Source organism: Streptomyces sp. SAJ15, assembly GCF_007595705.1.
Lineage (GTDB): Bacteria > Actinomycetota > Actinomycetes > Streptomycetales > Streptomycetaceae > Streptomyces.
In genome coordinates this window covers 850,797-871,383 of the sequence record NZ_NISY01000002.1, presented here as the reverse complement: position 1 = coordinate 871,383, position 20,587 = coordinate 850,797, and the positions used below count along the sequence as shown (strand labels likewise).

Annotated in this window: 22 protein-coding genes; 15 read left to right on the top strand and 7 right to left on the bottom strand. The window is 74.6% G+C overall.

Features of this window, described 5'->3' with window-relative positions:
• Positions 1-7: 7 nt before the first annotated feature.
• Positions 8-1,174, bottom strand: a complete 1,167-nt coding sequence (locus CD790_RS09220) for an ABC transporter substrate-binding protein (protein WP_399217178.1) — start codon at positions 1,172-1,174, stop codon at positions 8-10.
• Positions 1,175-1,185: 11 nt separating this feature from the next.
• On the opposite strand from CD790_RS09220, the gene CD790_RS09215 reads away from it, so the two are divergent.
• A complete protein-coding gene (locus CD790_RS09215) occupies positions 1,186-1,380 on the top strand; it encodes a hypothetical protein (RefSeq protein ID WP_144382541.1) in 195 nt (64 codons plus the stop codon).
• Positions 1,381-1,458: 78 nt separating this feature from the next.
• Here CD790_RS09215 and CD790_RS09210 read toward each other — a convergent pair whose 3' ends face one another.
• Positions 1,459-1,881: a YjbQ family protein gene (locus CD790_RS09210; RefSeq protein WP_144382540.1), complete on the bottom strand. Its 423-nt coding sequence runs from the start codon at positions 1,879-1,881 to the stop codon at positions 1,459-1,461.
• 165 nt (positions 1,882-2,046) lie between these two features.
• Here CD790_RS09210 and CD790_RS09205 point away from each other — a divergent pair, with 165 nt between their 5' ends.
• The 5 genes from CD790_RS09205 to CD790_RS09185 are packed head-to-tail and all read left to right on the top strand — an operon-like array spanning position 2,047 to position 9,082.
• Positions 2,047-3,177: an FAD-dependent oxidoreductase gene (locus CD790_RS09205; protein ID WP_144382539.1), complete on the top strand. Its 1,131-nt coding sequence runs from the start codon at positions 2,047-2,049 to the stop codon at positions 3,175-3,177.
• A 41-nt stretch (positions 3,178-3,218) separates the two neighbouring features.
• A complete protein-coding gene (locus CD790_RS09200; protein WP_144382538.1) occupies positions 3,219-3,971 on the top strand; it encodes a (Fe-S)-binding protein in 753 nt (250 codons plus the stop codon).
• Positions 3,968-5,503 carry a lactate utilization protein B gene (locus CD790_RS09195; RefSeq protein WP_399217175.1) on the top strand — a complete coding sequence of 512 codons (1,536 nt, stop codon included), beginning with the start codon at positions 3,968-3,970 and terminating at the stop codon, positions 5,501-5,503. The genes CD790_RS09200 and CD790_RS09195 overlap by 4 nt, the downstream gene beginning before the upstream one ends.
• Positions 5,490-6,137 (top strand): lactate utilization protein C, encoded by a 648-nt coding sequence (locus tag CD790_RS09190; RefSeq protein WP_144382537.1) that lies wholly within the window; start codon positions 5,490-5,492, stop codon positions 6,135-6,137. The genes CD790_RS09195 and CD790_RS09190 overlap by 14 nt, the downstream gene beginning before the upstream one ends.
• A 17-nt stretch (positions 6,138-6,154) precedes the next feature.
• Positions 6,155-9,082, top strand: a complete 2,928-nt coding sequence (locus CD790_RS09185; protein WP_144382536.1) for a glycoside hydrolase family 2 TIM barrel-domain containing protein — start codon at positions 6,155-6,157, stop codon at positions 9,080-9,082.
• Between the two features lie 46 nt (positions 9,083-9,128).
• On the opposite strand, the gene CD790_RS09180 is transcribed toward CD790_RS09185, so the two are convergent.
• From CD790_RS09180 to CD790_RS09170, 3 genes are all read right to left on the bottom strand, one after another.
• The gene (locus tag CD790_RS09180) at positions 9,129-11,003 is read right to left on the bottom strand and encodes a DUF2264 domain-containing protein (RefSeq protein ID WP_144382535.1); all 1,875 of its coding nucleotides are present in this window, start codon (positions 11,001-11,003) and stop codon (positions 9,129-9,131) included.
• 23 nt (positions 11,004-11,026) lie between these two features.
• Positions 11,027-11,482 carry a peroxiredoxin gene (locus CD790_RS09175; RefSeq protein WP_144382534.1) on the bottom strand — a complete coding sequence of 152 codons (456 nt, stop codon included), beginning with the start codon at positions 11,480-11,482 and terminating at the stop codon, positions 11,027-11,029.
• A gap of 101 nt (positions 11,483-11,583) precedes the next feature.
• Positions 11,584-12,000: an ankyrin repeat domain-containing protein gene (locus tag CD790_RS09170; protein WP_144382533.1), complete on the bottom strand. Its 417-nt coding sequence runs from the start codon at positions 11,998-12,000 to the stop codon at positions 11,584-11,586.
• A gap of 237 nt (positions 12,001-12,237) precedes the next feature.
• Here CD790_RS09170 and CD790_RS09165 point away from each other — a divergent pair, with 237 nt between their 5' ends.
• Both CD790_RS09165 and CD790_RS34470 read left to right on the top strand, forming a co-directional pair.
• Positions 12,238-12,432: a hypothetical protein gene (locus CD790_RS09165; RefSeq protein WP_144382532.1), complete on the top strand. Its 195-nt coding sequence runs from the start codon at positions 12,238-12,240 to the stop codon at positions 12,430-12,432.
• A gap of 259 nt (positions 12,433-12,691) precedes the next feature.
• A complete protein-coding gene (locus tag CD790_RS34470; protein WP_399217247.1) occupies positions 12,692-14,332 on the top strand; it encodes a hypothetical protein in 1,641 nt (546 codons plus the stop codon).
• A gap of 132 nt (positions 14,333-14,464) precedes the next feature.
• On the opposite strand, the gene CD790_RS09155 is transcribed toward CD790_RS34470, so the two are convergent.
• Positions 14,465-15,970 carry a PLP-dependent aminotransferase family protein gene (locus CD790_RS09155; RefSeq protein WP_144382531.1) on the bottom strand — a complete coding sequence of 502 codons (1,506 nt, stop codon included), beginning with the start codon at positions 15,968-15,970 and terminating at the stop codon, positions 14,465-14,467.
• Positions 15,971-16,182: 212 nt separating this feature from the next.
• Here CD790_RS09155 and CD790_RS09150 point away from each other — a divergent pair, with 212 nt between their 5' ends.
• Positions 16,183-16,839, top strand: coding sequence for a YitT family protein (locus CD790_RS09150; protein WP_260867477.1), 657 nt, complete (start codon positions 16,183-16,185; stop codon positions 16,837-16,839).
• Between the two features lie 256 nt (positions 16,840-17,095).
• Positions 17,096-17,470 carry an RNA polymerase-binding protein RbpA gene (locus tag CD790_RS09145; RefSeq protein ID WP_144382530.1) on the top strand — a complete coding sequence of 125 codons (375 nt, stop codon included), beginning with the start codon at positions 17,096-17,098 and terminating at the stop codon, positions 17,468-17,470.
• Positions 17,471-17,661: 191 nt separating this feature from the next.
• Here CD790_RS09145 and fxsA read toward each other — a convergent pair whose 3' ends face one another.
• Positions 17,662-18,276 carry an FxsA family membrane protein gene (gene fxsA, locus CD790_RS09140; RefSeq protein WP_144382529.1) on the bottom strand — a complete coding sequence of 205 codons (615 nt, stop codon included), beginning with the start codon at positions 18,274-18,276 and terminating at the stop codon, positions 17,662-17,664.
• Between the two features lie 223 nt (positions 18,277-18,499).
• On the opposite strand from fxsA, the gene CD790_RS34465 reads away from it, so the two are divergent.
• From CD790_RS34465 to CD790_RS09120, 5 genes are read left to right on the top strand one after another with little or no spacing between them, the layout of a single operon-like run.
• Positions 18,500-18,676: a hypothetical protein gene (locus CD790_RS34465; protein WP_186318934.1), complete on the top strand. Its 177-nt coding sequence runs from the start codon at positions 18,500-18,502 to the stop codon at positions 18,674-18,676.
• Complete coding sequence (locus CD790_RS09135) at positions 18,673-19,176, top strand: monovalent cation/H+ antiporter complex subunit F (RefSeq protein WP_144382528.1); 504 nt, start codon at positions 18,673-18,675, stop codon at positions 19,174-19,176. The genes CD790_RS34465 and CD790_RS09135 overlap by 4 nt, the downstream gene beginning before the upstream one ends.
• Positions 19,161-19,490 (top strand): DUF4040 domain-containing protein, encoded by a 330-nt coding sequence (locus CD790_RS09130; RefSeq protein WP_144382527.1) that lies wholly within the window; start codon positions 19,161-19,163, stop codon positions 19,488-19,490. Before CD790_RS09135 ends, CD790_RS09130 begins: the two co-directional genes overlap by 16 nt.
• Entirely contained in the window at positions 19,487-20,242 is a 756-nt protein-coding gene (locus CD790_RS09125; protein WP_144382526.1) for an MnhB domain-containing protein, read from the top strand. Before CD790_RS09130 ends, CD790_RS09125 begins: the two co-directional genes overlap by 4 nt.
• Positions 20,239-20,583, top strand: coding sequence for a sodium:proton antiporter (locus CD790_RS09120; protein WP_144382525.1), 345 nt, complete (start codon positions 20,239-20,241; stop codon positions 20,581-20,583). Before CD790_RS09125 ends, CD790_RS09120 begins: the two co-directional genes overlap by 4 nt.
• Positions 20,584-20,587: the final 4 nt, after the last annotated feature.

The window sequence follows — 20,587 nt, the reverse complement described above, 5'->3', positions numbered from 1 at the left end:
CGCGGCGTCACCCGGAGGCGATCTCGCGCCAGCCGCGGGCCAGGGTCTGCTTGGCCGCGGCCTGTTGGGACTCGGTGGGGAAGGACGGGACACCGATCACCGGCGGCAGCTTGGCCGCGGCGTTCCTGTCCAGCGTGCCGTCCTTGGCCATGGCGGTCATCAGCGCCGGGCGGGCGTAGCCGTAGAGGTAGGTGTTCTGCCCCTCGGCGCTGTAGACGTACTCCTGCCACAGACGGGCCGCGGCGGGGTGCGGCGCGTCCTTGTTGATCGCCTGCGAGTAGTACTGGGCGAACTCGCCGTCGTCGGGGACCTCGACCTGCCAGTCCACGCCCTTGGCCTTGAGCTTCTGGGCGTAGCCGACGTTGAGGTAGTCCCAGTCGATGATGACCGGCGTCTGGCCCGCCATGATGGTGGCGGGCGTGGGCTCGACCGAGGCGTACCTGCCGTTCCTCTTCAGCTCCGCGAAGAAGTCCAGGCCGGGCTGGATGTTCTCGAAGGAGCCGCCGTTGGCCAGGGCGGCCGCGTAGACGGCGGCGAAGGCGGCCCCGGCCTTGGTCGGGTCGCCGTTCAGGGCGACCTTCCCGGTGAACTCGGGCTTCAGCAGATCGGCGAAGGTCTTCGGGCAGTTCGTGATCCGCTCGGCGTCGCAGCCGATGGAGATGTAGCCGCCGTAGTCGTTGTACCAGCGGGCCTTGGCGTCCTTCTGGGTCTCGGGGATGTGGTCGAAGTCGGCGACCCGGTACGGGGCCAGCAGGCCCTTCTCGGCGGCGCCCACGGCGAAGGAGCTGCCCAGGTCGACCACGTCCGGGGCGTCGTCCCGGCCCTTGCGGGAGGTGATGGCGTTGATCTCGTCCTGGCTGGAGCCGTTCGGGTTCTCGACCTTCACCTCGATCCCGTACTGGTCCTGGAAGCCGTCGATCAACTGGCCGTAGTTGGCCCAGTCGCGCGGCAGGGCGATCGCGTTGAGCGTGCCCTCCTGCTGAGCCGCGGTGACCAGGGCGCTCATCCCGCCCATCTCCTCGGCCGACGTCGCGGTCTTCGCGTTCTTGCCGTCGGTCGAGACGGAGTCCTCCTCGGTGCCGCACGCGCTCAGGCCGACGACCGTGACAGCGAGGCCGCAGGTCAGCGCGGCCACTCGGGGAAGGGCCGGCAACCTGTTACGGAACGTGATCACGATGTCTCCTCATGCGTGTCGATACCGCGACCACCTGGGCGAAGCCGCGCGGCCTGTTCTGCTCGGGCCGGGGTCAGTACGCACGCCATCGGTGTACGGGAGATGAACACAAGGAGAAGAATGAGGCGCGATGGGGGCACGACCAGATCGACTTCGACCATGGACTCACCGAGCGTGACCCGACCATCACCGTGACCGGTGAATGACCGGGATTCGCGCCCGAACCGCCCCACAATGCAAGGAAATACCAGGCAACGGCGGTATGCCGGAGAAGTCCCGTCCGGTCAGCCCAGGAAACTCAGCCGCACCTGGCGGTGCGGGTTGTCACCGTTCGTGTCGACCAGGCAGACCGACTGCCAGGTGCCGAGCACCAGCCTGCCGCCGACGACCGGGAGGGTCGCGTGCGGCGGGACGAGGGCGGGCAGGACGTGGTCGCGGCCGTGGCCGGGGCTGCCGTGGCGGTGCAGCCAGCGGTCGTCGGCCGGCAGCAGCTGGCGCAGGGCGGCCAGCAGGTCGTCGTCGCTGCCGGCGCCGGTCTCCAGCACCGCCAGGCCGGCCGTGGCGTGCGGGACGAAGACGTTGAGCAGCCCGTCGCGACCGTCCGCCCGCTCCCGCAGGAACGCCTCGCAGGTGGCGGTCAGGTCGACGACGACCTCGTCGGTGCCGGTCGTGATGTCCAGGACCTGGGTGTGGAAGTTCTGCGTCATGCCCCCATCCTCGTACGACGGACGAGCCCCGGACGAGCCCCGGGCGAACCCGGGACGGACTCGTCCGGGTTCCGGGCGCCGATCCCGGTCGCCGAGACCGGGGCCGGGGCCGGGGCCGGGGCCGGGGCCGGGAAGATCCACGACCCCGCCGCCGTTAGTAGAAACGTGAACGACATTGCCCCCGGGGCACGCGAAGTGGACGTCGTCGTCATCGGCGCGGGACAAGCGGGGCTGTCCAGCGCCTACCACCTGCGCCGAGTGGGATACGAGCCGGACCGGGACTTCGTCGTCCTGGACCGCTCCCCGCGGCCCGGCGGGGCCTGGCAGTTCCGCTGGCCGACGCTCACCTACGGCACGGTGCACGGCATGCACGCCCTGCCGGGCATGGAGCTGACCGAGGCCGACCCCGGCCGCGCCTCGTCCGAGGTGATCGGCGACTACTTCGACGGCTACGAGCGCGCCTTCGACCTGCGGGTGCACCGGCCGGTGGACGTCTTCGCGGTGCGCGAGGGCGAGGGCCGCCGGCTGCTGGTGGAGACCTCCGAGGGGACATACGCCGCCCGTGCGCTGATCAACGCCACCGGGACCTGGGAAAGGCCGTTCTGGCCCCGCTACCCCGGCCAGGCGGACTTCCGCGGCCGCCAACTGCACACGGCGAACTACCCCGGACCCGAACCGTTCACGGGGCGACGGGTGATCGTCGTGGGCGGCGGCACCTCCGCCGTGCAGCACCTGTTGGAGATCGCCGAGGTGGCGGCCGAGACCACCTGGGTGACCCGGCGGCCGCCGGCCTTCCGCGAGGGGCCGTTCACCGAGGACCGGGGGCGGACGGCGGTCGCCCTGGTGGAGGACCGGGTGCGGCAGGGCCTGCCGCCGCGCAGCGTGGTCTCCGTGACCGGGCTGGCGATGACGGACGCGGTGCGGCGGGGGCTGGCCGACGGGGTGCTGGACCGGCTGCCGATGTTCGACCGGATCACCCCTTCCGGCGTGGCCTGGGCCGACGGCCGCACGGTCGACGCCGACGTGATCCTGTGGGCCACGGGTTTCCGTGCCGCCATCGACCACCTGGCGCCGTTGCGACTGCGCGAGCCGGGCGGCGGCATCGCCCTGGACGGCACCCGCACTCGCCGCGACCCGCGCGTCCACCTCGTCGGCTACGGCCCCTCCGCGAGCACCATCGGGGCCAACCGCGCCGGACGCGCCGCCGTGCGGGACATCCGCGCGCTGCTGTCCCCCTCCGCCGGAGCGGGTCCCGCGCGCGCCGCTTCACAGCCCCTCCGCACTGCGGCAGTATGAGCCGACGGGTGATCAGACGTCAGGAGGAGGGCTGAGGTCCCGTGCGCGTAGCGCTGTTCGTCACCTGCGTCAACGACACGCTCTATCCGCGCACCGGTCGGGCCGTCGTCACCCTGCTGGAACGGCTCGGCGTCGAGGTGGACTTCCCCGCCGCGCAGAGCTGCTGCGGCCAGCCGCAGTACAACACCGGCTACCGGCACCAGGCCGAGCCGCTGGTGCGCCGCTACGCCGCCGCCTTCCGGGGCTACGACCACGTCGTCACCCCGTCCGGGTCGTGTGCGGCGATGGTCCGGGACAACTATCCGCGGATCGGCGCCAGGGCCGCGGCCGAGGGGCGCGGTCGGGAGCTGACCGAGGCCGCCGAGAGCGCCGTGCCGAAGACGTACGAACTCACCGAGTTCCTGGTCGACGTGTTGCGCGTGACCGACGTGGGGGCGTACTTCCCGCACACCGTCACCTACCACCCCACCTGCCACGGGCTGCGACTGCTGGGCCTTCGCGACCGGCCGCGCCGGCTGCTGGCGGCGGTGCGCGGGCTGAAGCTGGTCGAACTGCCCGGGGCGGAGGAGTGCTGCGGCTTCGGCGGCACGTTCGCCGTCAAGAACGCGGCCGTGTCCGCCGCGATGGGCGCCGACAAGGCCCGTCACATCGCCGCGACCGGCGCCGAGACGATCTGCACGGTCGACAACTCCTGCCGGCTGCACATCGGTGGCACGCTCGCCCGCCGCGGCTCGGCGGTCCGCCCGGTCCACCTGGCCGAGATCCTGGCCAGCACGGAGGGAGACATCTGGTGAGCGGCACCTTCCTCGGCATGCCGGCGCTCCCGCCGCCCTCCGGGGGCGACCGGGGCGCGCAGCCGCCCCGCGCCGCGTTCCCCCGGGCCGCCGCGGCCGCCGTCGACGACGCGCGGCTGCGCGCCAACCTCCGGCACGCCACCCACACCATCCGCGCCAAGCGCGCCGCGGCCGTCGCCGAACTGCCCGACTGGGAGCCGCTCCGGGCCGCCGGGGCGGCGATCAAGGACCGCGCGCTGCGGCATCTGGACCACTACCTGCCGCGGCTGGAGGAGGCGGTCACGGCCGCCGGCGGGCGGGTCCACTGGGCGGGGGACGCGGCCGAGGCCAACCGGATCGTCGTCGACCTCGTGCGCGCCACCGGCGAGACCGAGGTGGTCAAGGTCAAGTCGATGGCCACCCAGGAGATCGGGCTGAACACCGCGCTCGCCCGGGAGGGCATCACCGCCTACGAGACGGATCTGGCCGAGTTGATCGTGCAGTTGGGCGACGATCTGCCCTCGCACATCCTGGTCCCGGCCATCCACCGCAACCGGGGCGAGATCCGCGACATCTTCGCCCGGCGGATGGGGGACTGGGGCCGCCCGGCGCCGGAGGGGCTCGGCGACACGCCCGCCGAGCTGGCCGAGGCCGCCAGGCTCCATCTGCGGGAGAAGTTCCTGACCGCCAAGGTCGGCGTCTCGGGGGCCAACTTCATGGTGGCCGAGACCGGCACGATGGTCGTGGTGGAGTCCGAGGGCAACGGGCGGATGTGTCTGACCCTGCCCGAGACCCTCATCTCCGTCGTCGGGGTGGAGAAGGTGGTGCCCACCTGGCGTGACCTGGAGGTCTTCCTCCAGTTGCTGCCGCGCTCCTCGACCGCCGAGCGGATGAACCCGTACACCTCCACCTGGACCGGCACCACCGACGGCGACGGACCACGCGCCTTCCACCTGGTGCTCCTCGACAACGGCCGCACCGACGCCCTCGCCGACACCGTCGGCCGCCAGGCCCTGCGCTGCATCCGCTGCTCGGCGTGTCTCAACGTCTGCCCGGTCTACGAGCGGGCCGGCGGGCATGCCTACGGCTCGGCCTATCCGGGACCCATCGGCGCCATCCTCACCCCGCAGCTGCGCGGCACCGGCACCCCGCTGGACGCCTCACTGCCGTACGCCTCCTCGCTCTGCGGCGCCTGCTACGAGGTGTGTCCCGTCGCCATCGACATCCCCGAGGTCCTGGTGCATCTGCGCGAACGGGTCGTCCAGGGCGGCCAGGTGACGCTGCGCGGCACCCGCACGGTGATCAGGCCGGCCCGGGGGCACGCCGCCGAGCGGGCCGCGCTGCGGGCCGCGGCGTGGGCCTTCGACCATCCGGGCGTGCTGCGCGCCGGCCAGCGGCTGGCCGCCCGCACCCGCCGGCTGCATCCGCGTCGGCTGCCCGGACCGGGCCGGGCCTGGAGCGACTCCCGCGCGCTGCCCGAGGTGCCGGCGGAGTCGTTCCGCGACTGGTGGCTGCGCACGCGCGGCGAAAGGGACCCCCATGAGCAGCCGTGATCTGATCCTGGCCCGGATCCGCCGCGCCCTCACCGACGTCCCGCGGAGCGAGACCCCCGCCGACGTCCCGGTCGACCGGGGCTACGCGCGGACGCACGGCGAGCGCACGGCGGCCGAACGGGTCGCGCTGCTGGCCGAGAACCTCGCCGACTACCGCGCCCGGGTGCACCGCACGGACGCCGCCGGACTCCCCGGCCTCGTCGCCCGGCTGCTCGCGAACCGCGGCGCCCGCACGGTGCTGGTGCCGGCCGGCCTGCCGGCCGACTGGCTCGCCGGCAGCGGGACCGCGCGGCGGGTGGTGGACGCGGCGGAGCGGACGCCGCGGGAGCTCGCCGCCGTCGACAGCGTCGTCACCGGCTGCGCCGTCGCCATCGCCGAGACCGGCACCCTGGTCCTGGACGGCGGGCCCGACCAGGGCCGACGCCGCGTCAGCCTCGTGCCCGACCACCACGTCTGCGTCGTCCGGGTGCCGGAGCAGGTGGTGGACTCGGTGCCGCAGGCCCTCGACCGTCTGGACCCCGCCCGCCCGCTGACCTGGATCTCCGGCCCGTCCGCCACCAGCGACATCGAGCTGAACCGGGTCGAGGGGGTCCATGGCCCGCGCACGCTGGACGTGATTCTCGTCGCTGACTGAGCAGACCGAGGAGACCCATGAGCCGCTCCCCCGACCAGCAGCCCGCCCCCGCACTCCGCTACTACGAGGACGTGTCGCCCGGCGGCGGCACCCTGCCGCCCCGCGCCTGGCACGCCGCCTCCAGCGCCCCGCGGCTGTCGCTGAACGGGATCTGGCGGTTCCGGCTCGCGCCCTCCGCCGATGCCGAGGACGACTCCTTCGCCCGGCCCGGGTACGACGCCTCCGGCTGGGACGAGCTGGCGGTGCCCGGCCACTGGGTGCTCCAGGGCCACGGCTCCCCCGCCTACACCAACACCGGCTACCCCTTCCCCGTCGACCCGCCCCGCACCCCGGACGAGAACCCCACCGGCGACCACCGCCGCGTCTTCGACCTGCCCGTGGACTGGCCCGCGGCCGGGGCGGCCACGCTGCGCTTCGAGGGCGTGGAGTCCTGTGCCCGGGTCTGGCTGAACGGGACGGAGCTGGGCACCTTCCAGGGCAGCCGACTGCCGCACGAGTTCGCCGTCGGGCACCTGCTCCGACCACGCGGCAACGTGCTGGCCGTTCGGGTGCACCAGTGGTCCGCCGGCAGCTACCTGGAGGACCAGGACCAGTGGTGGCTGCCGGGGATCTTCCGCGACGTGACCGTGGAGCACCGTCCCGAGGGCGCCGTCCGGGACGTCTTCGTGCACGCCTCCTACGACCACACCACCGGCACCGGAACGCTCCGCGTCGACGCCGAGCCGGGCGGTCGGGTGAGCGTGCCGGAGCTCGGCCTGGAGCTCGCCACCGGCGAGCGCGCCACCGCCCCCGTAGAGCCGTGGACCGCCGAGACGCCACGCCTCTACGCGGCCGAGCTGACGACGGCGGGCGAGCGCGTCCCGCTGCGCCTCGGCTTCCGCACGGTGGCCGTCGAGGGCGGGCTGCTGACGGTCAACGGCCGGCGGGTGCTGCTGCGCGGCGTGAACCGGCACGAGTTCCACCCCGAGCGGGGCCGCGCCCTGGACCCGGAGACGATGCGCCGCGACGTGGAGCTGATGAAGCAGCACAACATCAACGCCGTGCGCACCAGCCACTACCCGCCCCACCCGGCCTTCCTGGACCTCTGCGACGAGCTGGGCCTGTGGGTGATCGACGAGTGCGATCTGGAGACCCACGGCTTCCACGCGGTCGGCTGGCGCGGCAATCCCGTCGACGACGACCGCTGGACCCCGGCGCTGCTGGACCGCGCGGCCCGCATGGTCGAGCGCGACAAGAACCATCCCTCGGTGATCATGTGGTCGCTGGGCAACGAGTGCGGCACCGGCCGGGGGCTGACCGCCATGGCCCGCTGGATCCGGGAGCGCGACCCGGACCGGCTGGTCCACTACGAGGGCGACCTGTCCTGCCGGGACACCGACGTCTACTCGCGGATGTACGCGCCGCACGAGGAGGTGGAGCGGATCGGTCGACGCGCCGAGACGCCGCTGCTCGACCGCGAGCTGGGCGAACGCCGCGACCGCCTCCCGTTCATCCTCTGCGAGTACGCCCACGCGATGGGCAACGGCCCCGGCGGACTCACCGAGTACCAGCGGCTGTTCGAGACCCACGAGCGCTGCCAGGGCGGCTTCGTCTGGGAATGGATCGACCACGGTCTGGCCCGCCGCACGCCCGACGGCCGGCGGTACTTCGCCTACGGCGGCGACTTCGGCGAGGAACTACACGACGGCAACTTCGTCTGCGACGGGCTGCTCTTCCCCGACCGCACGCCCTCCCCCGGCCTGGTCGAGTACAAGAAGGTGATCGAGCCGGTGCTCATCGAGGGCGACGGGGCGGCGGGCACGGCACGGGTCGTCAACCGCCACGACTTCGCCGATCTGTCCGGGCTCGCCTTCACCTGGTCCTACGAGGTCGACGGCGAGACGCTCGCCGCCGGCGAGTGGGAGGTGCCGCCGCTGAGCGCGGGCGCCGCCGCGGACCTCAAGCTCCCCGACCCGCCGGTGACCGAGCGCACCGGCGAGGCGCAGTGGACCCTGCGGGCCCGGTTGGCCTCCGACACCGCCTGGGCGGCGGCGGGACACGAGGTGGCCTGGGCCCGGCTGCCCGCCCCGAACCGGCCGCCCGCCCCGGTGATCGCCGCGGCCGCCGCGCCGCGTCGCGCGGACGGCCGGATCACCCTCGGCCCCGGCGCCTTCGACGCCGCCACCGGCGCCCTGACCGCCCTCGGGGACCTTCCGGTGACCGGCCCCCGGCTGGACGTGTGGCGGGCGCCGACCGACAACGACAACGGGGCGCCCTGGCAGCCCGAGGAGCGTTACGGCCCGATCTGGCGGGGACTCGGACTGCACCGGATGCGGCACCGGGTGGACGCGGTGGAGACCACGGACACCACGCTGACCGTGCGCTCACGGGTCGCCCCGGCCGCCACCGATCTGGCGCTGGCGGTGCGTTACCGGTGGACGGCCACCGCGGACCGGCTGCGGCTGGCCGTCTCGGTCGTCCCCGAGGGCGACTGGAGCTGCCCCCTGCCCCGGCTGGGGGTGCGGCTCGGGGTGCCGGCCTCCTGCGGCCACGCCCGGTGGTACGGCGGCGGTCCGGGCGAGGCATACCCGGACACCCGCGCGGCGGCCCGGGTGGCCCGCTGGGAGCTGTCGGTGGACGCGATGCAGACGCCGTATGTGCGGCCGCAGGAGAACGGGGCCCGGGCCGACGTCCGGTGGGCGGAGCTGACCGAGCCGTCCGGGCGGGGACTGCGGATCGAGGGGCAGCCGGTGTTCTGGTTCACGGCGCGCCGCTGGACCAGCGAGCGGTTGGAGGCGGCGGAGCACACCCCGGATCTGCTCCCCTCGCCGGACACCGTCTGGGTCAACCTCGACCACGGTCAGCACGGCATCGGCAGCCAGTCCTGCGGGCCCGGGGTGCTGCCCGAGTACCGGCTGGAGGCGGCTCCGGCGGAGTTCTCGTTCACCTTCTCCACGCTGGGTTAGGCGCTCCGCGCGGGTGCGCTTCTACGACACTTCCGCCAGGGCGGGCTCAGGGCGCGGTCGTCACCCGCACCGACTCCGCCGTCAACCGTGCCCGCTGGGTCGGGCCGCCACGCCAGGCGACGGTCAACTCCCAACCGTCCGAGCCGCGGCGCACGGTGACCGTCGCCGAGGTGGCGAGCGGAGGCGGGTCCACGACGGCGGTGAGACGGGCCAGACACAGGAACAGGTCACCGCGCGGGTCGCCGACCGCCGTCCCCCGCAGGGCGGGGGCGGTGGCGCGTCGGGCGAAGGCGGTGGCCACCGGCGGCGGCGCCGAAGCGGCCGACAGCCCGTGCAGGGGCAGGAGTTCGGAGCGCGGCGAGCCGTCCGCCGCCCAGCCGCTGAGCCGCACCTCCGCACCGCGCGGGGCGCCGGTGACCAGGTGGGCGCGCAGTTCGCCGGCGCCGTGGGCGAGGACCAGGCTGAGGACGCGGGCCGGCCCCGCGCGGTGGCGTGAGGCGGCCCAGCCGTCGCCGGCCCCCAGCGGCTCCGGCTCGGTGCGGGAGGTGATCCGTCCATCCCGCCACAGCCCGAAGTGGTTGTCGGGCGCGGCCCCGTGGGGCGCGGGGCCGGTGGCGGTGGAGTAGGCGAGTCGGGCGTAGTGCGGATCGTCGGGGTCCGGATGGGTGCTGCCGTGGTTGTGGACGCGGACCAGCCCGTCGGCGACGGTGGACTGCACGAGCCAGTTGGGGGCGGCCACGGTGTGGACGGCGTCGCCGCGCTCGACCGGGGCGGGCTCCTCGCGCGCGGTCCACACCGCGTGGTCGGCGGGGAGCAGCAGCCCGAGGAAGCCCTTGCTCGCCCAGTACGGCGAACCGGGTCCCGAGTAGCGCTGCAACACCCCTTCGTACGGGCCGTGCCAGCCCAGGGAGAGCAGTCCGGTGCCGGCGGTCGCGCCCCGGTCGAGGAAGTAGCGCAACGCCCCCGAGGCGAGGCGGCGGGTGGTGCCGGGGCTCAGCGGGGTGTGTCCGGTGAGAGCGCCCAGCCACAGCGGGGCGGCGGCCGCGAAGCGGTAGGTGAGGGAGCGCCCCTGGTGCAGCGGGGCGCCGTCCGCGCCGAACAGCCGGGCCTGGTCGGCGAGGTGGGCGGCGAGCCGGGGGCCGTAGCGGGCGGCGCGGGCGGCGTCGCCGTCGAGCCAGGCGGTCAGCCCCGGGTACAGGTGCAGCGCCCAGCCGTTGTAGTGGTCGAAGGCGCGGCCGCGCCCGTCGGTGTACCAGCCGCCTCCCGCGTACCAGGGCTCGATGCGGGCCAGGCCGCGTGTCACGGCGGCGCGGGCGGCGGCGGGCCGGTGGCCGACCTCGGCGAGGAAGCCGCCGACGGTCGCGGGGAAGAGCACCCAGTTGTTGGGGTGCGGCTCGGCGGTGAGGGCGTCCGTCAGCCAGTCGGCGACCCGTTCGCGGACCGCGTCGTCCAGCCGGTCCCACAGCCAGGGCCGGGTCAGTCGCAGGGCGAGCGCCAGGGACGCGGCCTCCACCAGCGGCTGGGACCGGTCGGTGACGCGCGGCCAGTCCTCGGGGCCGGGGCCGCCCGGCCGCGCCGTGCCGGCCGCCAGCCCGGCGGCGTAGCGCGCCAACAGCCCACCCGGGTCGGCTCCCCGCGCCCCCGCCACCCGCAGGGCGGCCAGCAGGAAGGTGCGGGCGTACCCCTCCAGCCCGTCCGAGCGCCGCCCCGAGACGCTGGGCCGGCCGCCGGGCAGGTGGTAGAGCGCGCCCCCGGCGCCGGCGTACGGCGCCACCGCGGCCAGCAGGCCGTCGGCGGCCCACTCCCAGTGGGCACGGGTCCAGCCGGTGTACGGGCTCAGCTCCCGGTCCTCGGGCGGCCGTTCCCGGCCGCCCGGGCCGCGTCCGCGCGGGGAGGCGGGGGACGTACGCGGCTCGTCCATGCGGATCGCCGGCGCCCGGACCGCTACCGCGCCCTGCGGCGCAGCGCTTCCAGTGCCCGGTCCGCGTGGACCGACATCCGGAACTCGCTCTTCACGACCTCCAGCACCCGCCGGTCCGTGTCGATCACGAACGTCACCCGCTTGGTCGGCACCGCCGCGATCCCGCGCTTCACGCCGAACCGCTCCCGCACCGTGCCGTCCGGGTCCGACAGCAGCGGGTAGCCCAGCGTGTGCCGCTCCGCGAACTCCGCCTGTCGGGCCACCGGATCCGCGCTCACCCCCACCGGTCGCGCCCCCTGCGCGCGCAACTCGGCCGCGATGTCGCGGAAGTGGCACGCCTCCTTGGTGCACCCCGGGGTGAGGGCCGCCGGGTAGAAGAACAGCACCACCGGACCGTCGGCGAGTAGTCCGCTCAGCGTTCGCGTGGCGCCGGTCTCGTCCGGCAGCTCGAAGTCCTCGACCACATCTCCGATGTTCATGAGCCCCAACCTACCGATCGGCCACGACGGTTACCCGGGCGGGGAGACCGCGGCGGGTCGGACGGCGGGTCACCGCGGAGGACACCGCGGGGACCGCCCGCTCAGCCCTCCGCGCCGAAGAGCTCCAGCAGGTCCCGGCGTTCGAACATACGGGCCGTCTCGATGGCGGAGGGGGAGCCCAGGCGCGGGTCGGCGCCGCCGTCGAGGAGGGCGCGGAGGACGTCCGGTTCGCCCTTGAAGACGGCCCCGGCGAGCGGGGTCTGGCCGCGGTCGTTGGGGCGGTTGGGGTCGGCGCCGCGGTGCAGCAGGGCCGCCACGGTGTCGGCGTGCCCGTGGTAGGCGGCGAGCATCAGCAGCGAATCGCCCTTGTCGTTGGTGAGGTTGGCGGGGACGCCCGCGTCCACGTAGGCGGCGACCGTGTCGGTGTCGCCGTGGCGGGCCAGGTCGAAGATCTTGGCCGCGAGTTGGAGCACCTCGGGGTCGTGTGCGGGCTCTTGCTCGGCGTTCGGCTCACTCATGGCCTCGTCCTCCGGATTCGACTGGTGCCTGACCGCGGCTGGGGCGGCCGCCCCGGGCCGCCTCCGCCGTCCAGAGTACGTACCTCCGCGGGACGATGATCAGCAAGGGCGCGCCCCGGCCCCGTTCAGCGGAATACGTGGATAAACCACCCATTTGCGCCTTCGTGAAACTCGACACATCCTGTGATCCTGGAACCACTCATGGTGACCGTCCCCCCACCATCCAGGAGAATCGTCATGATCCTGTCCATCTCTGGCGTCGTCCTGCTCGGCGTGATCGTCTTCCTCTTCTTCCGGAAGGACGGCCTCAAGGCGTCCCACGCCCTCGTCTGCTGCCTGTTCGGCTTCTACCTGGCGGGCACGGCCATCGCCCCGAGCATCAAGGCCGGCGGCGCGAGTCTCGCCAGCCTGCTGGGTGGGATCAAGATCTGACGTGCCACGACGACCGCTTCCCCGCATCCCCACCGACGGCGCCTCCCTTCGCGAGCGGAGCCGCGCGCTCGGCGCCCGGAGCCGGAAGCTCCTCGGCCGCGGCAAGGGACTCCTGCACCACGGCCGGGAGCGCCTCGGCGGACACCGGGAGCCCCCCGGCGGGCGCCCGGAGCTCCTCGCTCGGGCCAGGAACCCCCTGACCCGGAGCCGGGAGCTCCTCGTGCGCGGCCGGGGGTACCTCGGCCAGGGCCGGGGCGTCCTGGTGCGCGGCCGGGGATACCTCGACCAGGGTCGGGGCGTCCTGGTCCGCGGCCGACGGCTCGGCACCTCGGCCACCGCCGGCGCCGCGGACATCCTGCAGCCGCTGCTCACCATGGGCCGCGGCCTGCGGGTGCTGGCGGCGATGGTGGGCTGCCGCTGGACGGAGACGCCGTCGGACCGGCGGGGACCCGCTCTGTTCCTGGTCGCCTCCTGCGCCCTGGTCGTCATGCTGCTGCCGTACGGCCCGCTGCTCGCCCTGGTCGCCCTGATGGCCGCGGCCGGCTGGGCGGGGCGGCGCGCCCCGGCGTCCGCCCCCACGGCCGTGCAGGTGGCCGCCGCCGAGCGGCTCCAGACGCTGTACGAGGCACTGGTGCCGTACTTCTCGGTGCCCGAGGACCAGGACCCGCTCTACCGGCACGACGGCCAGTGGCCGGCCGCCTTCGAGGAGCACGCCTTCGACGAGGAGGGGCGGCTCCTCCGGCTGCGGCTGCGCTATCCCCCGTACTTCAAGGACGGCGAACCCGAGGCCCGCGGCCGCATCGAGCAGCTGCTGTACGCCAAGTCCGGGCGCGGCCGGGAGTACCTCTTCGACTGGCACGAGGAGGACAACCGGCTGGAGGTGTCCGTGCTCCCCCCGCTGTCCACCGGGATCCACGCGCAGCGCTTCGTCGCCACCCCGGGCGAGGCCGTGCTCGGCTTCACCGACCCGACCGGGGTGGCGCGCACCCTGCCGGTCCTCGACGGCGAGGAGTCCCGGGACGCGCCGCCGGTGGTCTGGCGCACCGGGCCGCGCTCCACCGAGCCGCACCTGCTCGCTCTCGGTCAGCCCGGAAGCGGCACCACCACCCTGGTGCGCTCGCTGGCGCTCCAGGCCCTGCACCACGGGGACGTGCTGGTGCTGGACGGCTGCGGAGGCGGCGAGTACGCCTATCTGACCGGTCGGGCCGGGGTGCTCGCCGTGGAGTGCGGGCTGACCGGGGTGCTGGCGACGCTGGAGTGGGCCGCGCACGAGACCGAGCGCCGGCTGATCGCCGCCAACCGCGCACGGCAGCTCGGACATCCGGTGCCGGACGACATCCGCCGCCCCCTGTGGCTGCTGCTGGACCGGCCCACCGTGCTCAGCCAGCTCGCGGCCGCCGACGGCCGCACCGACCCGCAGGAGCTGCTCCACCTCCCGCTGCGGCACGGCCGCGCCGCGCACATCACCGTCGTGGTGGCCGAACAGCTCGACTGTTACGACGCGCTGAGCGAGCCGGTGCGGTCCCACACCCGCGCCCGCGCGGTCCTCGGCCCCGCCTCGTACGACCAGATCAACGCCGTGCTCGGCGCCCCGCCGCACACCACCCCGACCCGCGAGGTGCCCCCCGGCCGCGGCTACGCACGGCTGGGCGGCGGACCGGTGCACCGACTCCAGGTGCCCGCCACCCCCGACCCGCACGACGACGAGGCGAGCGAGACGCAACGGCGCGCGGTGCTGGAGCTGCTGCCGGAGCGGACGATTCCGGGCGAGGACGCGACCCCGGCCGAGGCGGACGCCGCCGCAGGGGACGCGGCCACCCCGCAGCCCGTCGCCGTCGAGGCGGCGGTGGGCCAGCAGCCCGCCGACGACGACGGACCGTTGCCGGTGCGGACCCCCTGACCCCGCGGCACCGAGCCGGCCGGGCCGCCATGACCACGCCCGGCCGGCTTCCGGCCGGGCGCCCGGTGCGGGCGGTCGACCACCCGGCGGGCCCGCGCCGACGCGGCGCCCCCGTGGCGACCGCGATCCGGATCAGGCCACGTAGCTGCGCGGCAGGTCGGCCTCGGCCGCGGCGCCGGTGCGGACCAGGCGGGTGGCGGCGGCCAGGCGGCTGGCGGCCTCCTCGGCGACCGGGCCGTTCACCGTGAACGGCAACCGGACGTACCCCTCGAAGGCGCCGTCGACACCGAAGCGCGGGCCGGAGGGGACCCGTACGCCGAGCCGCTCGCCCACCTCCGCGATGCGGGAGCCGGAGAGGCCGCCGGTGCGCGCCCACAGCGTCAGACCGCCGTGGGGCACGGTGAACTCCCAGTCGGGCAGGTGTCGACGGACCGCGTCGACGAGGGCGTCCCGGTTCTGGCGCGCCTCGGCGCGGCGCAGCTCCAGGGCGCCCTCCCAGCCGCCGGTGTTCAGCAGCCAGGCGACGGCGAGCTGCTCCATCACGGGGGTGCCCAGATCGGCGTAGGCGCGGGCGGCGACCAGGGAGCGGATGACGTCGGGCGCGGCCCGCACCCAGCCGATGCGCAGCCCGGCCCAGAAGCTCTTGCTGGCCGAACCGACCGTGACGACGGTGCTGCCGGCCGGGTCGAAGGCGCTGACGGGGCGCGGCCGCGGGGTCCCGGGATCCAGCGTCAGCTCGGACATGGTCTCGTCGGCGACCAGCACGATCCCGGCCGCGCGGGCGGCGTCCACCAACTGCCGCCGCTGCTCCTCGTCGGCGAGCGCCCCGGTCGGGTTGTGGAAGTCGGCGATGACGTAGGCCATGCGGGGGGCCGCGTCGCGCAGCACCTGCCGCCAGGCGTGCAGGTCCCAGCCCGCCAGCCCGTCCGCCATGCCGATCGGCACCAGCCGCACGCCCGCCTCGCGCATGAGCTGGAGGACGTTGGCGTACGAGGGGGACTCGACGGCGACCCGCTCGCCGGGGCGAACGAACAGCCGGCAGGTGGCGGCGACCGCGCCCATGGCGCCGGTGGTCACCATGATCTGCTCGGGCATGGTGGGGATGCCCCGCGCGGTGTAGCGGTCCGCGAGCGCCTCGCGGAGGGCGGGCAGCCCGGCCGGGTAGTCGCCGTGGGTGTGCGCGTAGAGCGGCACCTCTTCCAGGGCGCCGGTGAACGCGCGGGTCAGCCAGGGCTCGGGGGCGGGCAGCGCGGCACAGCCGAGGTCGATGATCGAGCCGGCGGCCTCGGGCGGCAGCGGGTCCAGGCCGCGGCCGGGCAGCGGCCGTCCGGCGGGCACGGCGGTCCAACTGCCGGCTCCGCGCCGGGACTCCAGGAAGCCCTCGCCGCGCAGCGCCTCGTAGGCGGCGGCGACGGTGGTGCGGCTGACCTTGAGCGCGGCGGCCAGCTCACGCTCGGCGGGCAGCCGGGCGGCGACCGGCACCCGGCCTTCGAGGACCAGCAGCCGCACCCCGTCGGCCAGTGCCCGGTAGGCGGGCAGCCGGCGGCCGGCCGGGGCGGCGGTGGCCTCGCGGGTGTGCTGGGAGGACAGGAGGCGGGCGAGCTGCGGTGCACCCACCGCGGAGGTCCATGGACTCATTGGCTTCGGTCCACCTTCCTGGAATTGGCCATGGAACTGGACTTGTTCCTTGGTCCAGAGTGTCACGCGGCAGGCCAATAACGCCAGCCAGCGCACCAATCGAACCACGCTCGCACCGCCCCGAGGAGAGTTCCTTGTCCGCAGCCAGGGGGACCCAGCTCACCCGCCGCATCGTCCAGCTCTATGTGGGGCTCGTCCTGTACGGGGTGAGCATGGCGATGATGCTGCGCGCCGACCTCGGCCTCGACCCCTGGGACGCCTTCCACCAGGGGATCTCCGAGCGCACCTCGTACTCCATCGGCACGGTGACGATCGCGGTCGGCGTGCTGGCGCTGCTGCTGTGGATCCCGCTGCCCCAGCGGCCGGGGCTCGGCACGATCTCGAACGTCGTGGTGATCGGCCTGGTGGTGGACGGGGCGCTGGCGCTGATGCCGGAGCCGGACTCGCTGGCCGTGCGGGCGCCCCTGCTGGTCTTCGGCATCGTCCTCAACGGGGCGGCGACCGGCCTGTACATCTCGGCGCGGTTCGGCGCGGGCCCGCGCGACGGGCTGATGACCGGGCTGCACGCGCGGACGGGACGCTCCATCCGCGTGGTGCGGACCGGAATCGAGCTGACGGTGCTGGCGGCGGGATTCGCGATGGGCGGATCGGTCGGCCTGGGAACGGTGCTGTACGCCCTGACGATCGGGCCGCTGGCCCAGTTCTTCCTGCGGATCTGCGCCGTGCCGGGAGCGGAGGGAAGCGGCTCCGCGGTGGTCGCGCGATCCGAGACGGCGACGGACGGATCCGAGGCGATCGACACCGGCGAGACCCCGGTCACGCACCGGCGTCCGAAGGGCGCGGAGAGTCCCACTCCGGATCGGATTTAGAGCTTACAGGCAAAGAGCGGTAGTGTACGCCCTCGACCTGCTAGGCGTACCGTTACTGCGCGCTAAAGAGCCGGAAACGCTGGGTGACATCTGCTGCCAGATGTGACAAACCGGGCGCCTGTGGGTAGAACAACGGGGCGGCACGACGGGCGACGCATGTCCCAGAACGGGAATCTTCACCGCCGACCGGACGTTGACCGGATGACGACGACAGCGACACCTGTCCTGTGGGCGACAAGCCCGGGAGGCACGATTCATGAGTGAGCGAGCTCTCCGCGGCACGCGACTCGTGGTGACCAGCTACGAGACCGACCGCGGCATCGATCTGGCCCCGCGCCAGGCGGTGGAGTACGCATGCGAGAACGGCCATCGATTCGAGATGCCGTTCTCGGTTGAGGCGGAGATTCCGCCGGAGTGGGAGTGCAAGGCGTGTGGCGCCATGGCGCTCCTGGTGGATGGCGACGGCCCCGAGGAGAAGAAGGGCAAGCCCGCGCGCACGCACTGGGACATGCTCATGGAGCGGCGCACCCGCGAGGAGCTGGAGGAGGTGCTGGCCGAGCGGCTGGCGGTCCTGCGCTCCGGCGCCATGAACATCGCCGTGCATCCGCGGGACACCCGCAAGTCCGCCTGAGCCGAGCCTCAGCCCGGTAACCGCGGGCGGATATCGATTGATCAAGGGCCGGGGCCGCTGTGTGAGCAGCGGCCCCGGCCCTTGTCCTGCCCTGGCGCCGTCCGGCGGGCGCGGCCACCCACCGCCCCAGCCTGCTCGTGAGCCACCCGTTCGGAACCGTGGGCGGGTGACGGTGGACGCGCCCCGCGGGGCTACCGCGGCAGCGGCGGGTCCTCGCGGCGCGGCGCGTCGGACCGCGGCTCGTCCCTGATCACCTCGCCCTGGACCACCTTGCCGTCCGGGCGGTGCATGCGTGCCTGCTGCGCCTGCTGGAAGACGTCCTCAAGGCCGCCCGGCGTCGCGGCGCGCATGCGACGGTCCAGGGCACGCTCCACCCGGCCGCGCAGCAGCGCCCGCGTCGGCGGGAACAGGCACAGCAGCCCGGCGACGTCGGACAGCAGTCCCGGGAGCATCAGCAGCAGGCCGCCGAGCATCGGCAGCGCGTTCCCGGAGGCCGAGCCACCGGCGCCGCCGCGGCCGCTCCCCCGCTCGGTGCCGCCCTCCCGCGGGGCGGCTCCCGGCTGCTGGAACGACTCGGAGAGCGAGCGCCAGGCCCGCCGGCCCGCACGCTTGATCACCACCGCCCCGAGCACCATGCCGGCGACCAGCAGCAGAAAGACGGTCAGCCCGCCGGCCGCCTCCCCCACCAGCATCAGCAGCCAGACCTCCAGCACCATCCAGGCCGCCAGGATCAGCGGCAGGAAGGTGCGGGTCCGTGAGCGCCGAGGGCGGGTCGGGCCTGTCTGGTGCGGGGTGCCGGTCGTCATGCCCCCAGTGTGCCTGGGCCCGGCGTCTCGGTGCGTCTGAGGGGGTGGCATCTCCACGTCCGGAACTCCGGGCCCCACCACCGCCTCCGCCGGGGCGCACCGCCCCCGCCGGGGCGCGGATCGCCGCGGCCCGGGTGGCCGGCACCGCGCGCCTTCCCGGTGCCGGCCACCCACCGCCCGTACGCTGCGGGCCAGGAAGCGGAGCTGCCACGGAGGTGCCGGGATGACCGGTGTGCTGACCGGCGCGCTGGAGATCGCCGCCTGGTGGGCCGCGCTGGCCGCGCTGTGGCTGCTCCTCGTCGCGTCGCTGAGCCCGTTGGAGGCGGCGGTGGGCGCGGTCGCGGCACTGCCGGCCGCCGTCGCCGCCCGGGCCGCACGCCGGGCGGTGGCCCGCCGATGAGCGCGCCGGGCCCGTGCGCCGTGGTCGCCCGTGCCGCCGGTGCCGTGGGCTCCGGCGCCCCCGTGGGCACCGACGACGGCTGGCTGGCGGCCGCGCTGGTCCCGCTCGTGGCACTCGGCCCGGTGCTGTGGCGCGTCGCGACCGGCGATCCGCCCCGCCGGCTGGTCGGCCTCAACCTCGCCGGCCTGCTGTGCTGCCTGTGCCTGCTGTTGGCGGCCCAGGGCTTCCGGCGGCCGTCGTATGTCGACGCGGCGCTGGTGCTGGCCCTTCTGGCGCCCGCCGGCACGCTGGTCTACGCCCGCTTCCTGGACACCCTGCCGGGCTCGCGGTTGGTGCGCCGGACCGCCTGGCTGGGCGTGCCGGCCACCGTGCTGCCGCTGTGTGTCGCCACCGGCCCCGGCCGGGCCGGCGGCAAACTCCTGCTGATCGGTGGCCTGCTGATGGCCGGTTCGCTGGTGACCAGCGCGGAGAGGGGTGGCCGGGAGTGGCGGACGCGCTGATCGCGGTGGCCCTGATCCTGGTGGCGACCGCCGCGACCGCGGCGGCGCTCAACCGGGACCCGCTGCGCCAGGTGCCCGTGCTCTCCTTCCTCGGGCTGACGCTGACGCTGCTGTTCCTCTTCGTCCAGGCCCCGGACGTGGCGCTGTCCCAGCTGGCCGTGGGCTCCGCGGTGACCCCGCTGATGATCCTGCTGGCGGTGCGGAAGGTCCGGCGGGCCGGACGCGGCGACGGGCCGCGGGGCGCGCCGCCGTACGACCCGTCGCGCGACGGGGACGGCGGCGGCCGGCGCCGCCTCCGGGGGCCCCGGCGATGACCTCGCGCGGCCGGCTGTGGCTCTTCCTGGCCGGGGCGGCCGCCCTGGCGGCCCTGCTGGCCCTCGCCTGCCTCCGACTGCCGCCCTTCGGCGGCCCGCGCCATCCGTACGGCGACAGCGCCGTGGCCGCGGCGCTGCGCCGGCACACCGCCAACGTCGTCTCCTTCGTCAACTTCGACCTTCGCGCCCTGGACACCCTCGGCGAGGAGACCATCCTGTTCGCCGCCGTGGTGGGCACCGTGGTGCTGCTGCGGCAGACCGCCGACGAGCACCGCGAGGAGCCGGAGCCGGCGCGCGTCCCGGCCGGGATCCGCTGGTTCGGCACGCTGATGTTGCCGGTGACGCTCCTCATCGGTCTGTACGTCATCGCGCACGGGCCGGTCAGCCCCGGCGGCGGCTTCCAGGGCGGGGTGGTCGCCGCCACCGCGCTGCACCTGCTCTACATCGCCGTCGACTACCGCGCCCTGGAGCGGATCCGGCCGGTCGGGCTGTACGAGGTCGGGGACGCGGCCGGGGAGGCCGCGTACGTGATCACCGGGCTGGCGGGGGTGCTGGCGGGCGCGGCCTTCCTCGCCAACGTGCTGCCGCCGGGCGACTTCGGCACGGTGGCCTCCGGCGGCACGGTCGTCGTCCTCAACGCCGCCGTGGGTATGGAGGTCGGCTGCGCCGTGGTGGTGCTGCTGGCCCGGTTCCTGGACCAGGCGGTGGAGATCGAGGAGTCCTCGGACCCGGCGGAGAGGGATCGCGCATGACGGTGCTGCCGTACCTGGTCGCCTGCTGGATCTTCCTGGTCGGCTGCTACGGGCTGGTGACCAGCCATGACCTCATCCACGCGGTGGGCTGTCTCGCCGTCACCCAGTCCTCGACCTATGTGCTGCTGCTCGCCGTCGGCTACCGGCGCGACGGCACCGCCCCGGTCTTCTCCGACGCCCCCACCGACGCCCCGGTGGTCGATCCGGTGGTCCAGGCGCTGGCCCTCACCGACATCGTGGTCGGCGCGACCGTCACCGCGCTGCTCCTCGCGCTGGTGATCCAGTTGCGGAAGCGGCACGGGACGGTGGACCCCGACTCGCTCTCCGAGCTCAAGGGCTGACGGA

Excerpts from the sequence above, each read along its gene's own strand:
- CD790_RS09125 (WP_144382526.1), top strand. The coding sequence starts at position 19,487 with ATGACCTCGCGCGGCCGGCTGTGGCTCTTCCTGGCCGGGGCGGCCGCC.
- CD790_RS09170 (WP_144382533.1), bottom strand. The coding sequence starts at position 12,000 with ATGAGTGAGCCGAACGCCGAGCAAGAGCCCGCACACGACCCCGAGGTG.
- CD790_RS09150 (WP_260867477.1), top strand. The coding sequence starts at position 16,183 with ATGGCGATGATGCTGCGCGCCGACCTCGGCCTCGACCCCTGGGACGCC.
- CD790_RS09210 (WP_144382540.1), bottom strand. The coding sequence starts at position 1,881 with ATGACGCAGAACTTCCACACCCAGGTCCTGGACATCACGACCGGCACC.
- CD790_RS09145 (WP_144382530.1), top strand. The coding sequence starts at position 17,096 with ATGAGTGAGCGAGCTCTCCGCGGCACGCGACTCGTGGTGACCAGCTAC.
- CD790_RS09165 (WP_144382532.1), top strand. The coding sequence starts at position 12,238 with ATGATCCTGTCCATCTCTGGCGTCGTCCTGCTCGGCGTGATCGTCTTC.
- CD790_RS09135 (WP_144382528.1), top strand. The coding sequence starts at position 18,673 with ATGAGCGCGCCGGGCCCGTGCGCCGTGGTCGCCCGTGCCGCCGGTGCC.
- CD790_RS09185 (WP_144382536.1), top strand. The coding sequence starts at position 6,155 with ATGAGCCGCTCCCCCGACCAGCAGCCCGCCCCCGCACTCCGCTACTAC.
- CD790_RS34465 (WP_186318934.1), top strand. The coding sequence starts at position 18,500 with ATGACCGGTGTGCTGACCGGCGCGCTGGAGATCGCCGCCTGGTGGGCC.
- fxsA (WP_144382529.1), bottom strand. The coding sequence starts at position 18,276 with ATGACGACCGGCACCCCGCACCAGACAGGCCCGACCCGCCCTCGGCGC.
- CD790_RS09190 (WP_144382537.1), top strand. The coding sequence starts at position 5,490 with ATGAGCAGCCGTGATCTGATCCTGGCCCGGATCCGCCGCGCCCTCACC.
- CD790_RS09155 (WP_144382531.1), bottom strand. The coding sequence starts at position 15,970 with ATGAGTCCATGGACCTCCGCGGTGGGTGCACCGCAGCTCGCCCGCCTC.
- CD790_RS09175 (WP_144382534.1), bottom strand. The coding sequence starts at position 11,482 with ATGAACATCGGAGATGTGGTCGAGGACTTCGAGCTGCCGGACGAGACC.
- CD790_RS09180 (WP_144382535.1), bottom strand. The coding sequence starts at position 11,003 with ATGGACGAGCCGCGTACGTCCCCCGCCTCCCCGCGCGGACGCGGCCCG.
- CD790_RS09215 (WP_144382541.1), top strand. The coding sequence starts at position 1,186 with ATGCGTGTCGATACCGCGACCACCTGGGCGAAGCCGCGCGGCCTGTTC.
- CD790_RS09120 (WP_144382525.1), top strand. The coding sequence starts at position 20,239 with ATGACGGTGCTGCCGTACCTGGTCGCCTGCTGGATCTTCCTGGTCGGC.